Origin of the sequence: Pseudomaricurvus alkylphenolicus (assembly GCF_011683955.1) — a bacterium.
GTDB classification, from domain to species: Bacteria; Pseudomonadota; Gammaproteobacteria; order Pseudomonadales; family Cellvibrionaceae; genus Pseudomaricurvus; species Pseudomaricurvus alkylphenolicus.
In genome coordinates this window covers 466,039-479,901 of sequence record NZ_JAAQPI010000004.1, presented here as the reverse complement: position 1 = coordinate 479,901, position 13,863 = coordinate 466,039, and the positions used below count along the sequence as shown (strand labels likewise).

General features: G+C 52.4%; 9 protein-coding genes. 7 read left to right on the top strand and 2 right to left on the bottom strand.

What is annotated here, in order from left to right:
• Nucleotides 1–3: 3 nt before the first annotated feature.
• On the bottom strand, nucleotides 4–609 hold the full coding sequence (locus HBA55_RS13765) for a TetR/AcrR family transcriptional regulator (protein ID WP_166992102.1): 606 nt from the start codon (nucleotides 607–609) through the stop codon (nucleotides 4–6).
• Nucleotides 610–819: 210 nt separating this feature from the next.
• On the opposite strand from HBA55_RS13765, the gene HBA55_RS13760 reads away from it, so the two are divergent.
• The 4 genes from HBA55_RS13760 (at nucleotide 820) to HBA55_RS13745 (ending at nucleotide 6,154) form a co-directional block, all read left to right on the top strand.
• Entirely contained in the window at nucleotides 820–2,001 is a 1,182-nt protein-coding gene (locus HBA55_RS13760; RefSeq protein ID WP_166992099.1) for a thiolase family protein, read from the top strand.
• Between the two features lie 5 nt (nucleotides 2,002–2,006).
• Entirely contained in the window at nucleotides 2,007–3,146 is a 1,140-nt protein-coding gene (locus HBA55_RS13755; RefSeq protein ID WP_166992096.1) for an acyl-CoA dehydrogenase family protein, read from the top strand.
• A gap of 35 nt (nucleotides 3,147–3,181) precedes the next feature.
• The gene (locus HBA55_RS13750) at nucleotides 3,182–4,828 is read left to right on the top strand and encodes an AMP-binding protein (protein WP_166992094.1); all 1,647 of its coding nucleotides are present in this window, start codon (nucleotides 3,182–3,184) and stop codon (nucleotides 4,826–4,828) included.
• Nucleotides 4,829–5,449: 621 nt separating this feature from the next.
• Nucleotides 5,450–6,154, top strand: coding sequence for a transglycosylase SLT domain-containing protein (locus HBA55_RS13745; RefSeq protein WP_166992091.1), 705 nt, complete (start codon nucleotides 5,450–5,452; stop codon nucleotides 6,152–6,154).
• Nucleotides 6,155–6,195: 41 nt separating this feature from the next.
• Here HBA55_RS13745 and HBA55_RS13740 read toward each other — a convergent pair whose 3' ends face one another.
• Nucleotides 6,196–7,095 (bottom strand): patatin-like phospholipase family protein, encoded by a 900-nt coding sequence (locus tag HBA55_RS13740; protein ID WP_166992088.1) that lies wholly within the window; start codon nucleotides 7,093–7,095, stop codon nucleotides 6,196–6,198.
• Nucleotides 7,096–7,363: 268 nt separating this feature from the next.
• Here HBA55_RS13740 and HBA55_RS13735 point away from each other — a divergent pair, with 268 nt between their 5' ends.
• Genes HBA55_RS13735 through HBA55_RS13725 form a run of 3 tightly spaced genes read left to right on the top strand, consistent with a single transcriptional unit; the run spans nucleotide 7,364 to nucleotide 13,801 of the window.
• Nucleotides 7,364–9,754, top strand: a complete 2,391-nt coding sequence (locus HBA55_RS13735) for a TonB-dependent receptor (RefSeq protein WP_166992085.1) — start codon at nucleotides 7,364–7,366, stop codon at nucleotides 9,752–9,754.
• A 16-nt stretch (nucleotides 9,755–9,770) separates the two neighbouring features.
• Nucleotides 9,771–11,810, top strand: a complete 2,040-nt coding sequence (locus HBA55_RS13730) for a tetratricopeptide repeat-containing sulfotransferase family protein (protein ID WP_338109409.1) — start codon at nucleotides 9,771–9,773, stop codon at nucleotides 11,808–11,810.
• 17 nt (nucleotides 11,811–11,827) lie between these two features.
• Nucleotides 11,828–13,801, top strand: a complete 1,974-nt coding sequence (locus HBA55_RS13725; RefSeq protein ID WP_166992082.1) for a BCCT family transporter — start codon at nucleotides 11,828–11,830, stop codon at nucleotides 13,799–13,801.
• The last annotated feature ends 62 nt before the right edge of the window (nucleotides 13,802–13,863 follow it).

Genomic DNA, 13,863 nt, shown 5'->3' with positions numbered 1-13,863 from the left:
CGGCTATTTGGCGACCGGATCTTTGATATAACCTACGAAGGTACGTGCAATTTCCTCGGGCGAAATCGTACCTTCCTGATACCAGATTTGAGTGGAGTTGATGGCGCCTAAGAGCATGAGCCTCAAGAGCTTGCGATCGATACCTTTTCGCACGGGGAGTTCATCGATCAGCTCAATCAAAATGGCTTCGTAGCCGTCTCGCAAGGCCGTGAGCTCCTGCTGGATCTCAGGTGCCTTGTCGGGCAGCACACCGATCATCACGTGGGCATAGTCATTTTGGTCCAGGATGGTCTCGGTGTGTGTGACAACAGCGACTTCGAGTTTTCGCCAGGGGTCCTGTTCGTCAGCAATGGCAGCCAGCAACCGAGTCTTGATGCCCGTGACGGCCTGTTCATAAACCGCTAACAGTAACTCTTGTTTGGATTTGAAGTGGTAGTAAACCGACCCCGGCAGCATGCCGATCTCTGAGCCGATGTCACGCATCGTGGTTTCTTTGTAACCCTTGGTGGCAAATAACTTGGCGGCAGCATCCAGTAGCGGTTGGACGCGGTTGTGAGAGCGTCTCGCTTTGGTTGTTGTCTTGGAGCTCGAAGTTGATTTGCCGCTCATGAGTATTCATCCGGTTTTCACAGAGATCAGATTTTCAAACAAAACACTAATAAATTCAATGACTAAGCATTCAACAGGGGCTGACTTGACGAACCGGGGTAAACTTGATCTAATAGAAAAACAAATACTTGTTTGGTTAATGATGTCTGTCTAAGTCATACCGTTGGTTTTCGAAATTCAATTATTGATTTGTTGCCGGAGTGGAGTCTCATGAAAACAGAAATTGTCTTGTGTGGTGGAAAGCGCACTCCCTTTGGAGATTTTGGTAAATCCCTGGCCGCCATTGCCGGTACCGATCTGGCGGCGCATGCCGCCAAGGCGACGCTGGCGTCTGAGAATCTTTCAGCGCAACAGGTGGACCACCTGGTCTGTGGCAATGTGGTACCGGTGGATCAGGGGGGTTACCACGCCAGTCGTGTGATCGCCCTGAAAGCGGGAATGGCGGAAGACAGTCGGGCTTTGAACGTATCACGGGCCTGCGGCTCGGGTACCCAGGCTATTGTTTCGGCGGCCGAGCAGATTCTCACCGGTCACAGTCGAGTGGCACTGGCCGGTGGCTATGAAAATACTTCGCGTGCACCCTACGCACTGGTGGACAGTCGCTGGGGCATGAAACGCGGCAACAGTCAGGTCGTGGACACCATCGATTATGCCTATCGTGACCCTTTTGATCTGACCTTGATGGGGGGGACCGCCGAGGCCCTGGCCGATGATTTCGGCTACACGCGAGAGGCCATGGACGAATACGCACTGACCAGCCAGCGACGCGCCGCTGCGGCCATGGAGTCGGGATTTCTGGCTCGTCAGATCGCCCCGATCGAGGTGCCTGAGCGAAGGGGCACTCGCCTGTTCGAACAGGATGAGTTTCCTCGTCCGCAAACCACGCTGGAAAAACTCAAGACGCTTAGGCCTGCATTTCGGGAAAACGGCCGCGTAACGGCGGGCAATGCCAGTGGTATGACCGACGGAGCCGCGTTTGTGATCGTGGCAGATCGCGAAAGCGCGGTTGCCAATGGCTTGTCTCCCAAAGCGCGAGTCGTCGACTGGGAAGTGGTGGGTGTGCCCCCGCGTATTATGGGATGTGGCCCGGTGCCGGCCATCGCCAATCTGTTGCAACGCCGCGACCTGGCAGTGGCAGACATCGACTATTTCGAAATCAACGAAGCCTTTGCCGTGGTTAATCTGCACGCGGAGCAGCAGTTGGGCATTCCTCGTGAGCGCACCAATCTTTATGGCGGCGGCATATCCATCGGGCATCCGCCAGGGGCGACCGGTGTGCGTATGGCGCTGACCGCTATGGATCACCTGGCGGATACTTGCGGGCGCTACGCCATTTTATCCATGTGCCTGGGTGCGGGGCAGGGTATGGCGGTTCTTATCGAGAGGGTTTGAGCATCATGCAACGCCGAATTTTTGAAGAAGAGCACAATATCTTTCGCGAGTCGTTTCGCGCATTTATGCAACAGGAAGTGGTTCCGCGTCGAGACGAATTTCTTGAGCAGGGCTATGTATCCAAAGAGGTCTGGAAAAAATCCGGCGACTATGGTTTTCTGATTCCGGCAGCCCCGGAAAATCTGGGCGGACTCGGAATAAACGATTTTCGCTACGAGCAGATCATGGCGGAGGAAATGGGGCTCTGTGGCGAAAGTGGGTTGCTGGTGTATCTGCACAATACCATAGTCGCTCCTTACTTTCTGAAGTACGCCAGTGAGGCGTTAAAGGAAAAATACATTCCCGCTGCCGTCAGGGGTGAAAGCGTACTTGCCATTGCCATGACGGAGCCGGATTTCGGCTCCAATCTGGCGGGGATGCGGACCACCGCAAAAGACATGGGTGACCACTATCTTCTCAACGGCAGCAAAATATTTATCTCCAACGGTGTTATTGGCGATGTCTTTGTGGTGGCCGCCCGCACCAGTGATCAAGCTAAAGAGGCGATCAGTCTGTTGGTAGTTGAGGCCGGTGTTGAGGGCTTTGCCAGGGGGCGCAAGCTCAAAAAGATGGGTATGCACTCGCAGGATACCGCCGAGCTGGTGTTCGACAACGTCAAGGTCCCCAAAGGCAACCTGATCGGAGAGCAGGGCAAGGGTTTTTACTATCTGATGAGCGGTCTGGCTGAGGAGCGCGCCGTTGTTGCGATCTGGAATCTGGCAACGGCGGTTCATGCATTTGAAGAAACCCTGGCGTATGTCAAGGATCGGCAGGTATTTGACAAGCCGCTGGGCGCCTATCAGAACACTCAATTTACCCTCGCCGGGCTCAAGGCCAAACTTGATATTGCCCAAGCCTACCTCGATCGGCTAGTGGAAGATATCAACGACGGCAGCGTCGATTCAACCGATGCGGCCACCGCCAAGCTTATCTGCAGTGAACTGCAGGGCGAGGTTGTGGATCAGTGTCTGCAGTTCTTTGGCGGGCATGGCTATATGGATGAATACCCAATATCGAGACTCTACGCCGACGCCAGAATCACCCGAATTTTTGCCGGTACCTCTGAAGTGATGAAGATGATTATCGGCAAGTCATTGGATCTGTAACGCTTTACGGAACCGCCAATTTTGAGGGCAAACCCATGAACAAGATAACCAACACCGTGGATAGCTTTCTGCAGTTTGAGGCGCAGTCGCCTGAGGCGCCCTACCTGCACAAGCCGGACCTTACCGGCAATTGGGAAATGCTGACCCGTGCAGACGTGGGCAAAAAAGCCAGGCAATTGGCCCGTTTTCTCCAACAACAGGGCATAGAGCGTGGTGCTCGCATTGGTATATTGAGCGACAACTCGCCCAGCTGGTGTATCGCTGATCTCGCGAACATGATGGCTGGTTATGTCACGGTTTCAATATTTACCACCATGAACCTGGATACCGTCCAATACGTAATTGACCATTCCGATATGCAAGCTCTGATTATTGGGCCGGCTTCGAACTGGGAGAGCATAAAAGCCTCGCTGCCCGAATCCTTGCTGTTGCTGGCAACAGAAGATGGTCCGGTCAACGATTGCAGGCATTGCCTCAATGACATCTGGGACTCGATCGAACCACTGGCAACCATCAAGCCCAGAAGCAGTGAGGAATTGACCTCCATTGTTTATACCTCGGGAACCACAGGTCTTCCCAAAGGCGTAATGATCAGCCTCAACTTTCTCTACCAGGCGTCCAAGGGCTACAGTGACCACTATGCGACCAATGAAAGAGGCCGGTTGTTTTCCTACCTGCCCTTGAGTCATATCGCCGAGCGCGTCATTGTCTGGGGGTCGTCCCTGTACAGCGGCTGTCAGGTTTTCTTTAATCGTTCACTGGAAACCTTTCAGTCTGACGTCGCCTACGCCAGGCCGACGCAGTTTTTCGGTGCGCCTCGAATCTACGCCAACTTTCAGACCTGGGCGATGACGGAGTTTGGTCGGGATACGCTGGAACAAGCGTTTGCTGACAGGAGTACGGCGGTAGAGGCCGGTCGCAAGGTCAAAGACTTTCTCGGTCTGTCCAGCGTTAAGGTCGCTTTGGTGGGGTCGGCCCCCACACCCGTTTCCTTGCACCAATGGTACGAGCAAGCGGGTTTGCCACTGTGTGAAGTCTGGGGCCAAACGGAAGTATTACCGGCCACCGCCAGCGATCCGGATTTTCGCAAGCCCGGTACCGTTGGCAGGCCGATCGCCGGTTGCCAGATAAAGATCTCCACCGAAGGTGAGGTACTGGCTCGAACGCCTTATTTGTTCAGTGGCTATTGGAAGAATGCCGAGCAGACTTCAAAAACCATAGTGGATGGCTGGATTCACACTGGTGATCGGGGCAGGATTGACGAAGATGGTTTTCTCACATTGACGGGGCGAGTCAGCGAGCTGTTCAAGACAGCAAAAGGCAAATACGTAGCTCCGGTTCCCATTGAAGAAAAATTTGCCAAACACCCTTACGTGGACCAATTGTGCCTGCAAGGCTTGGGTCTGGCACAGCCGGTGATGCTGGTCGTGCTTTCCACCGAAGCGCAAACCATGGACCCTGAATCGGTCCAACAAGCATTGGCAACCTGGGCAGTTGAACTCAATAGCCAGCTTGAAAACCACGAAAAGATGGGGCGAGTGATTGTCTGTGACGAGCCGTGGAGTGTCGAAAATGGCCTGTTGACTCACACCTTGAAGATCAAACGAGCAAGTCTGTGGGACAAATATCATCATCTGCTTTCCCTGGAGCAAAGCGGTCCCGTGTCAGCATTGATGGAATAAAGGCCGATCGTGTGCACGGAAATCTACCGCATTCCGAAATGGCCAGAGGTGCCGCTGGTCATTTTATCGAAGGCCACTCAGAAAATTGCCTTGCTGATTGATGCCCCCGACGGAGGGCGTTCATGGAAAATCCAGGTTGGCGAAAACGAAGTGCTAACCTGCAGCAAGCGCTATGTTCGCAAACACTATCAAGTTATCTCGGCATAATTGGCTTGCGGTGAGCAATTATCTTCCCAACTGTCGCCAGCCACTCAATTACTCCCAAGCTTTGACTAAACTTGCTCCCTGTGTGACTTCATGGATGAACTGGGCTTGATGAAATAGAGGTGGTATCAGTCTTTCAGTGGCAATCTCCCGGCTCTGCTATTCTATTTAAATAGTGCGAATGGGAGACTTTCGCGCAGGTGATCAACACAGCACAGGATCAACATGATTGCTCACTCGCCCCCAATACCCGATGAAGCATCGGGTCGACTTGTCACCCGTATGCTGTGGGCTGCAACACTGTTAACCTTATTGGTGGATTCTGGGTTCACGCAGGCCAGGGATATCGAATATCCCGCTCAATTCGCGGAGATTGGCCCAAATCGAAACTATGTCCTTCCGCTTTTGGAGAAGGCTTTGTCACATTCGGAACGACCTTATCGCTTGAAGCCCAATACCACCTCCATCCGGGAGGGGCGAGCTCTGAGGATTCTGACCGAGAACAGTGAGTTGGATATAGTCTGGACTATGACCACCAAGGAGCGGGAGATCAAACTGCGCGCAATCCCCATTCCTCTGTTCAAGGGACTGATCGGCTGGCGAATACCGCTGATATCCTACAGCAATCTTGATCTATTCAAAGCGGCCAACACGGAGAAGAGTGTTTCAGCGCTGCGCGCCGGTCAAGTACACGATTGGCCGGATACCCAAATTCTCAAATGGAATCATTTTGCGGTTGAATCATCTTCTACCTACGAAGGCCTCTTCAAGATGCTGGCCAGCAGACGAATTGACTACTATCCGCGCTCCGCTTTAGAGGTATGGACAGAGTTCGAAGAGCGCAAACACCTGACGCTCGCCGTCGATCAGCACCTGGTGTTGCAATATCCTGCCGCCGTCTATTTCTTTGTACGCAACGATGACGAGGTGCTGGCGCAGGACCTGCTACAGGGGTTGGAATACATGATCGCCAATGGCGAGTTCGACAAACTTTTTTGGGAACGGCATGGGGAGCAGATTCGGCGATCCAACTTTGAAACCCGTCATCGAGTCCAGTTGGTCAATCCCCTTCTGCCAACCGGTACCCCCATTCAGCGCCGGGAACTGTGGTTTACCCCGTAACCTGGTCTTGACGTCAGCAGCGGGTCAGGCTTCAATAGTACTCAATTTCCGGAATGGTCCATAGAGGCCAGTGTTTCGGCAGTCCTTTGGTAACCCAACTGAATCATTTCCTCGGCACGATCAAACTCCAGAATGCCACATTGATTTCGCGCAATTTGAATCACCTTGTCCGGTGGGTACGCCGCTAGCTTTTGCCGGGCGATAGCGCTCTGCATCGTATCAAAGGACTGGTCGGCCACATCGTACATCCCCCATTGTGCTTTCTGTTTCGGGGCGCTGGACATCAGGCTTTTAATAAAGTTGTTAATGCCATTTTCAAAAAAGGAGTTGTTGTCAGCGGCTGCTTCCGGCTTTTCGAGTTCGACATAACAGTCTCGGCTGGCGCCCAGATTAACCGCAATGGTCAAATCCGTGTCGTCATTAAAGGTTGGCGCAATGGGCACTGGATTCAGAATTCCGCCATCAATCAACTTTACGCCGTTGCGCTCTACCGGTGTAAAAAACAGAGGCAGGGAAATGGAAGCTCGGATCGCTTCAAACAGCGAACCGCGATTGATCCACACTTCCCTTTCGTTATCAATATCGGTCGCCACCGCCGTAAAGGGGATGTCCAGATCCTCGATGGTAAAATCACCGACCAGGGTCTTAAGGGTGTCGATGATCTTGTCACCCTTAATAAAGCCGCCCTTGACCAGTGATACGTCCAAAAGTGTCAGCACATCGAGCGCCTGAATAGCACGAATCCAATGTTCGAATTCATCCAGTTTGCCCGCGGTGTAGATGCCTCCGATGAGGGCACCAATCGAACATCCGGAAATCGAGCTTATTCGGTATCCATGCTCCTCTAACCAGCGGATAACGCCGATATGAGCGAGACCCCGGGCGCCGCCGCTGCCGAGAACGAGGGAAACTGCAGTAGCTGTAGGTTGTATTGTAGACATCCAGGCAGCTTAGGCTGGCCAGTGTGAATTGTCTAGTTCGACCCTAACTAAGCCATCTAAAGCATCTAGAGTTGTCATAAAACACCAATTTTCATAGTGTTCAATTTGATCAACTTGTCGGAAATGGGGGCAAAATACTTCAAATTTGCACTATCTTCTGCGAACTACGTTATACATGGATAAAATGTGTTCTTTAATATCATAGAGATCATACAATTTGTCTTCTATAATTTAGAGCTATAAATAAACTCAACCCCAGGGACCCCACATGATCCAGCGCCAATTTCTCAGAAATCACCTGGCGAGTGCCGTTGCTATGGCCATTTCGTGCGCCATGCCAGTGAGTGCAATGCAGATCGAAGAGGTGGTGGTAACCGCTACCAAACGTGAGGCCAGTACGCAGGATATCCCTGTCACGGTTCAAGCTCTTGGTGGAGAAGCGTTGGATGAGCTGAATATTGGTGATTTCAGCGACTATCTGAAGTTTCTGCCCAATGTGAATTTCGGCGGCCGCGGGCCCGGCCAAAACAACATCTATATACGGGGTATTTCCACCGATCAGGTGGCGGTTATGCTGTCGAGTGCGGCCGGGTCAGAACCCAATGTTGCACTCTATCTTGATGAGGCGCCGGTAACAGCGGCGGGCCGTAACCTGGATATCTATGTGACCGATATGGAGCGGGTAGAGGTTTTACCTGGTCCTCAAGGGACTCTGTTTGGTGCCAGCTCACAGGCCGGAACAGTGCGCTTGATCAGCAACAAGCCTAAGCTGGATGAAGTGGAGGCCAGTGTGTCTGCGTCGGGCTCCAGTACCTACGAGGGTTCGGAAAACTATTCTCTGGAGGCAATGGTCAATATACCAGTGATCAAGGATCGGCTGGCCATACGCCTGGCGGCTTACGATGTTCGCAATGGTGGTTACATCGACAATGTCGCCAGCACCGTATCTCTGGATCAGTTCGATAACCCGGCTTTTTCAAACGGCAATGGTCCTGGCGAAACTGGCGGACAATTCGAGTCCTCCGAGTTCAAGTCCGCCGACAATTCGCACTTGGTGGAGGAAGACTTTAACGACTCCTATTACCGGGGTGTTCGTGCTGGCGCGAAACTCGCGATTGATGACGATTGGGAGCTATTGGTTCAGGTGACCGACCAGGAGCTGGGTACTGACGGAGTGTTTGATTACGACCCTGAAGTAGGGGATCTGGAAGCGACACGCTTTTTTGAAGATGATCTTGAAGACGAATTTACACATGTCTCCTTGACGCTGGAAGGCCGTCTGGGCATGCTCGATGTGATCTATACCGGTTCCTACCTGGATCGTGAAGTCGAATCCTCCATCGATTACGCGGGTTACGCCAATGTGGGCTCGTTTGTTCCTTACTATATCTGTGAATACCCGTCTTACAGCAGTTGTGAGGCTCCGATCATGGGTTTTGTGGGAGAGAGCGAGTATGAACGCGAAGTGCACGAAATTCGTATCTCTACCGACCCGGATGCCACCTGGCACTTCGTGGGTGGTGTCTATTACGATGATTCCGAGTCTATTAACCGAGGTGATTGGATTTACCAGGGGACCGTCGTGCAGGGGTTTCATCCCAATGAGCCCATTCGCGAGGCCAGCAATTCCAACCCCAATGTTCGTCCGGCGGGTGTGGCATTTATTAACGACATTACCCGCACTCAGGAGCAGTTGGCCTTCTTTGGTGAAGTGACTTACCGATTCAATGACCAGTGGAGCATGACGCTGGGGGCTCGCCGCTACGATATCGACATGGAAATGGTAGGCTCCTCGAACTTTATCAACCGAGGCCCAGAAGATTTACAGTGGGGGCGCAATTACGATGAGCTGTTGGAGCCCGAGAACGAAAAGGACACCATTTTCAAGGCCACCGTTAATTGGGCACCCAATGGCGATGTACTTCTGTTCGCTACCTATTCGGAGGGGTTTCGCCCCGGCGGTTTCAATCGCGCGTCCAATGAGGTGGTGCCTCAGTCGTTTGAGTCCGATACGCTGGACAATCTGGAATTTGGTTGGAAAACTACGTTGCTTGATGGATCTATGCAGTTTAATGGTGCCATCTATTACGTAGAGTGGAGCAATCTGCAAACCTCCTATTTTAACCCACAACCCATTGAGGACGGTGGATTGGGCACCAACTTGACCAGTACCTTCAACTCCGGCGAGGCAGAGGTGCGCGGTATTGAAGGGGATCTGATTTACTGGCCCACGGATAAGCTCTCTATCAATGGTGCATTCTCTTTCAATGATTCGGAATTAGTGAAAAAACCTGAGCGCTCCGGCGAATTTATTGTCGAGCAGGGTAGCGATCTGGCCATGTCGCCCGAGTTTCAGGCTAATCTGCGACTGCGCTATCACTTTGCGCTGAGTGCAATGGAGGCCTATTGGCAGCTGAGCGGTCAATACAGCAGCAGTGCCTATAGCTCGATTGTGATTGGTGATCGTTACGAAATGGATAGCTACGCAACCTTTGATGGTGCCATTGGTGTGAGCACGGACCAGTGGAATCTGGAATTTTATGCCCAGAACCTGACTGACGAGCGGGCGGAATTGTTTATCAGTACCATGGACGACATTCCGAGAACGGTGACTAATCGACCCCGCACACTGGGGATGCGCGTAAGCTGGACCTATTAAGAGGTTCAGTATACCCGTGAGTGATATCAAGGTTGACGGAAACGAGACTCTCTCGGCTGCTGATTGGCTAAAGCGCGGCGATTTGGTGAAAGCTATTGCGGTGGCGAAGAGCCAGCTCCGAGATAACGCTGAGGACGTAGAATCGCTCTACGTTCTAGCCGTTTGCCAGCGCTATGCCAAGCGCTTTTGGGAAGCTCTGGACACTCTGGAACAACTGCAGGCAGCGGCCCCAGAGTTTGGTCGCCTCTGGCAAGAGCGCGGCCACATCCGCATCGCGCAGCAACAAGAGCCGCAAGCGCTGGTCGACTACCGCCGCGCGGTGCAAGGTAACCCAGCGCTGGTGGCCAGCTGGTCGGCCCTGGTTCAACTAGAAACAGGCAAGGCCAAACAGGCGGCACAACAGCAACTGCAGTGGCTAAAGTCGCTGCCTCCGGAGTTGCTGAGCGTTACCAGTATGCTGCATGAAGGCAAGCTTTACAAAGCGGAAAAGCTGTGCCGGGCATTCCTTCAGAAAACACCTCATCACCCCGAAGCTATGCGACTGCTGGCTCGGTTGGGCCTGGAACTCAATATACTCGACGATGCAGAATTTCTGTTGCAGAGTGTGCTAGAAATGCATCCGGATTTTGTGCAGGCACGCTTTGACTATGTTGATGTGCTCAAGCAGCGTCAGAAGTTTCAGCTCGCGTATGACCAAGCTTTGGAATTAAGTCTTCGGCTGCCGGAAAATCCATCGGCTGCTGTGGCTCTAGCCAATCAGGCATTGGCCTTGGGCCGTTACGAAGAAGCGATAAGCCTCTACAGCAAGTGGGCTGATCTCACACCGAATCCATCGGTGATCTACCTGTCTCTGGGGCATGCCTACAAAACCAGCGGTGACCAAAGCGCTGCGATCAATGCCTATCGTCGGGCCAGCGAACTGAGAGAGGGTTTTGGTGATGCCTACTGGTCGCTGGCGAATCTGAAAACCTACGTTTTTAATGAATCAGACAGAGTCAGCATGAAGTCTCTCTTGTCTCGGACGACATTGTCTGGTGAGGATAGGATTCATCTGTGTTTTGCGTTGGGCAAAGCCTTGGAAGATAGCGAAGACTACCAGGCCTCCTTTGACTATTACCGCCAGGGTAACCAGGCCAAGCAACAACAAAGCGGTTACCGACACGACCGGATTCAGCACGAGATGGTGCTTCAACGACAGGTGGTGACAGAGGAGTTGGTGCAGTTGAAAGCAGGGCTGGGTTACGATGCGCCGGACCCCATCTTTATCGTTGGGTTACCGCGAGCAGGCTCGACACTGCTGGAGCAGATCCTGTCGTCCCACCCCGAGGTGGACGGCACCTTGGAGTTGCCCAATATTCTTAATCTGGCGCATAGACTCAATGGCCGACGCAAACTGCAGGATCACCACCGCTACCCGGCGATACTGGAGGAGCTGAATGAAGAACGCTTACAACAATACGGCCAGGAGTATATACGGGACACGCAGGTGTTTCGGCAGGGGGCCCCTCATTTTATCGATAAAATGCCCAACAACTTCCGTCATATTGGCCTGATTAAGCTGATGCTACCTAACGCCAAGATCATTGATGCCCGTCGTCACCCGATGGCCTGTTGCTTTAGCGGCTACAAACAGCTGTTTGCCCAGGGCCAGGAGTTCAGCTATTCCCTCGACGACATAGGTCGCTATTACCGAGATTATGTCCAGCTGATGGAGCACTGGCAAAAAGTGTTTCCTGATCAAATCCTGCAGGTTCAATATGAACAGCTGGTCGAGGACTTTGAGCCTCAGGTGCGTCGCTTATTGGATTATTGCGGGCTGCCCTTCGATGATGCCTGCCTGTCGTTTCATCAAAATCGCCGAGAAGTACGCACCGCGAGTTCTGAACAGGTCAGGCAGCCGTTGTATCGCGGTGGTCTGGATCATTGGCGCCACTTTGAAGAGTACCTCGCTCCGCTAGAAGAGGCCCTGGGCGCAACGCTGGTTAACTATTTGCCGGCTAGTTCTTTGCCGGATTCAATTTCTTTATCTGACTCTACTGCTGAATCCCAGCTTTGACATACGATTGAGCATTCATGAAGCAAAATAATTCACTGCACACACACGTCTTTTTTATTTCTTCTGCCATCATCTTCCTGATGGTGGCCATTGCAGCGTTGTTCCCTGAGGCAGCGACCGACTACTTTCAAACCATCCAGGGGCAGATTGTCGAGGCCGCTGGATGGTTTTATGTGCTGGTTGTGGCCACCATCAGTTTGAGTGTAGTGTACTTTGCATTGAGTCGCTTCGGTGATATTAAACTGGGGCCTGATCACTCCCAACCAGATTACAGCTACTCCACATGGTTCGCGATGCTGTTCTCCGCCGGTATTGGTATTGGGCTGCTTTTTTTTGGTGTTGCTGAACCCGTTATGCACTACATTCAGCCTCCGCTGGGTGAGCCCGGTACTCTGGATGCTGCCCGAGAATCCCTAAAACTCACTTTCTTCCACTGGGGATTACACGCCTGGGCGATTTATGCAATTGTCGGGTTGTCGCTGGCGTACTTCGGTTATCGTCATGGCTTGCCGCTGACACTGCGCTCCGCACTTTATCCGCTGATCGGTGAAAAAGTGCATGGCGGTATTGGTAACGCGGTCGATATTTTCGCCATTATTGGTACCGTGTTGGGGGTGGCGACTTCTCTGGGATACGGTGTGGCCCAGATCAACGCCGGCCTCAACTATCTCGGCGGTGTGAACGAGTCAGTACAAGTACAGATTCTTATCATCATCGCAGTCACTGCCTTTGCAACCGCCTCGGTGCTGTCGGGTCTGGATCGCGGAATTCGCCGTCTGTCAGAGGTCAACATGGCGCTGGCGATTTCGCTGATGACGCTGGTGTTTATTGTTGGGCCTTCACTGCTACTACTGCAAACCTTCGTCCAGAATACAGGCAACTATCTGTCTGATCTGGTCAGCAAAACCTTTAACCTCTATGCTTATGATCCCACGGATTGGTTGGGCGGTTGGACTATTTTTTACTGGGGGTGGTGGATATCATGGTCTCCCTTTGTCGGCATGTTTATCGCGCGTATCTCGCGCGGCAGGAGCATTCGGGAATTTGTGCTTGGTGTGATGCTGGTGCCCGCTGGTTTTACCTTTCTTTGGATGACTATCTTTGGCAACAGTGCCATCGATATCATCAACCAACAGGGCCCGGAGCTGGCTCAAGCGGTTAAGAACAACAATGCCCTGGCTTTATTTAAATTTTTGGAGTATTTCCCTCTATCTAACCTGCTAGCCGGTTTGGCCATCGTGATGGTGGTAATCTTCTTTGTTACCTCCGCGGATTCGGGGGCATTGGTAGTGAATATGTTGTCTTCCAATGGTGAGGACAAAACACCTGTTTGGCAGCGCCTTTACTGGTGTTCAATGATCGGCATCGTTGCCATCATCTTGCTGTTGGCAGGTGGACTGGCGTCTTTGCAGACTGCTACGATAATTGGTGCTCTGCCGTTTTCAGTAGTACTGCTCCTGATTATCTACGCACTCTACAAGTCGCTTCACATTGAGTTGTTAAAGCGACGAAGTTTACGCCATACCATGAACACCACCCCCTCATCCATCGTCGGTCATCCTGGTGAAGACAGCTGGAAGGAGCGGATTGAAAATCTTGCACAGTTGCCCAAGGCTTCGCCAGTGAAAGAATATATCGCCTCGACTGCCACCAGCGCATTGCAGTCTGTCGCCGACGAGCTGGAGAGCTGCGGTTATCAGGCCAAGGTAAACAATGCCAATGATCGGGTGACCCTGAGCATTAACCACGGCTCAGAAATCGATTTTAAGTACAGTATCCGGCTTAGACGGTTGCAGCGACCGGGTTTTACCCTGGCGACGACCATGGAGGGTGGCAAGAACTCCCAAGACCAGCACTACTACCGTGCTGAGCCGTTCCTCAATGAAGGCAGCCAGAACTATGATGTGATGGGTTACAGCAAGGAGCAGTTGATTAATGACGTATTGGATCACTATGAAAAGCACCGTCACTTCCTGGATATGATTCGCTGATACTGGGTATGGCTCAGGCGGCTTATTTGTCGGATAATGAGGTGATGTCAACTTAAAAGAGT

Bases quoted from the DNA above. Each gene is read 5' to 3' on its own strand.
- HBA55_RS13765 (WP_166992102.1), bottom strand. From the start codon at position 609: ATGAGCGGCAAATCAACTTCGAGCTCCAAGACAACAACCAAAGCGAGA.
- HBA55_RS13760 (WP_166992099.1), top strand. From the start codon at position 820: ATGAAAACAGAAATTGTCTTGTGTGGTGGAAAGCGCACTCCCTTTGGA.
- HBA55_RS13755 (WP_166992096.1), top strand. From the start codon at position 2,007: ATGCAACGCCGAATTTTTGAAGAAGAGCACAATATCTTTCGCGAGTCG.
- HBA55_RS13750 (WP_166992094.1), top strand. From the start codon at position 3,182: ATGAACAAGATAACCAACACCGTGGATAGCTTTCTGCAGTTTGAGGCG.
- HBA55_RS13740 (WP_166992088.1), bottom strand. From the start codon at position 7,095: ATGTCTACAATACAACCTACAGCTACTGCAGTTTCCCTCGTTCTCGGC.
- HBA55_RS13735 (WP_166992085.1), top strand. From the start codon at position 7,364: ATGATCCAGCGCCAATTTCTCAGAAATCACCTGGCGAGTGCCGTTGCT.
- HBA55_RS13725 (WP_166992082.1), top strand. From the start codon at position 11,828: ATGAAGCAAAATAATTCACTGCACACACACGTCTTTTTTATTTCTTCT.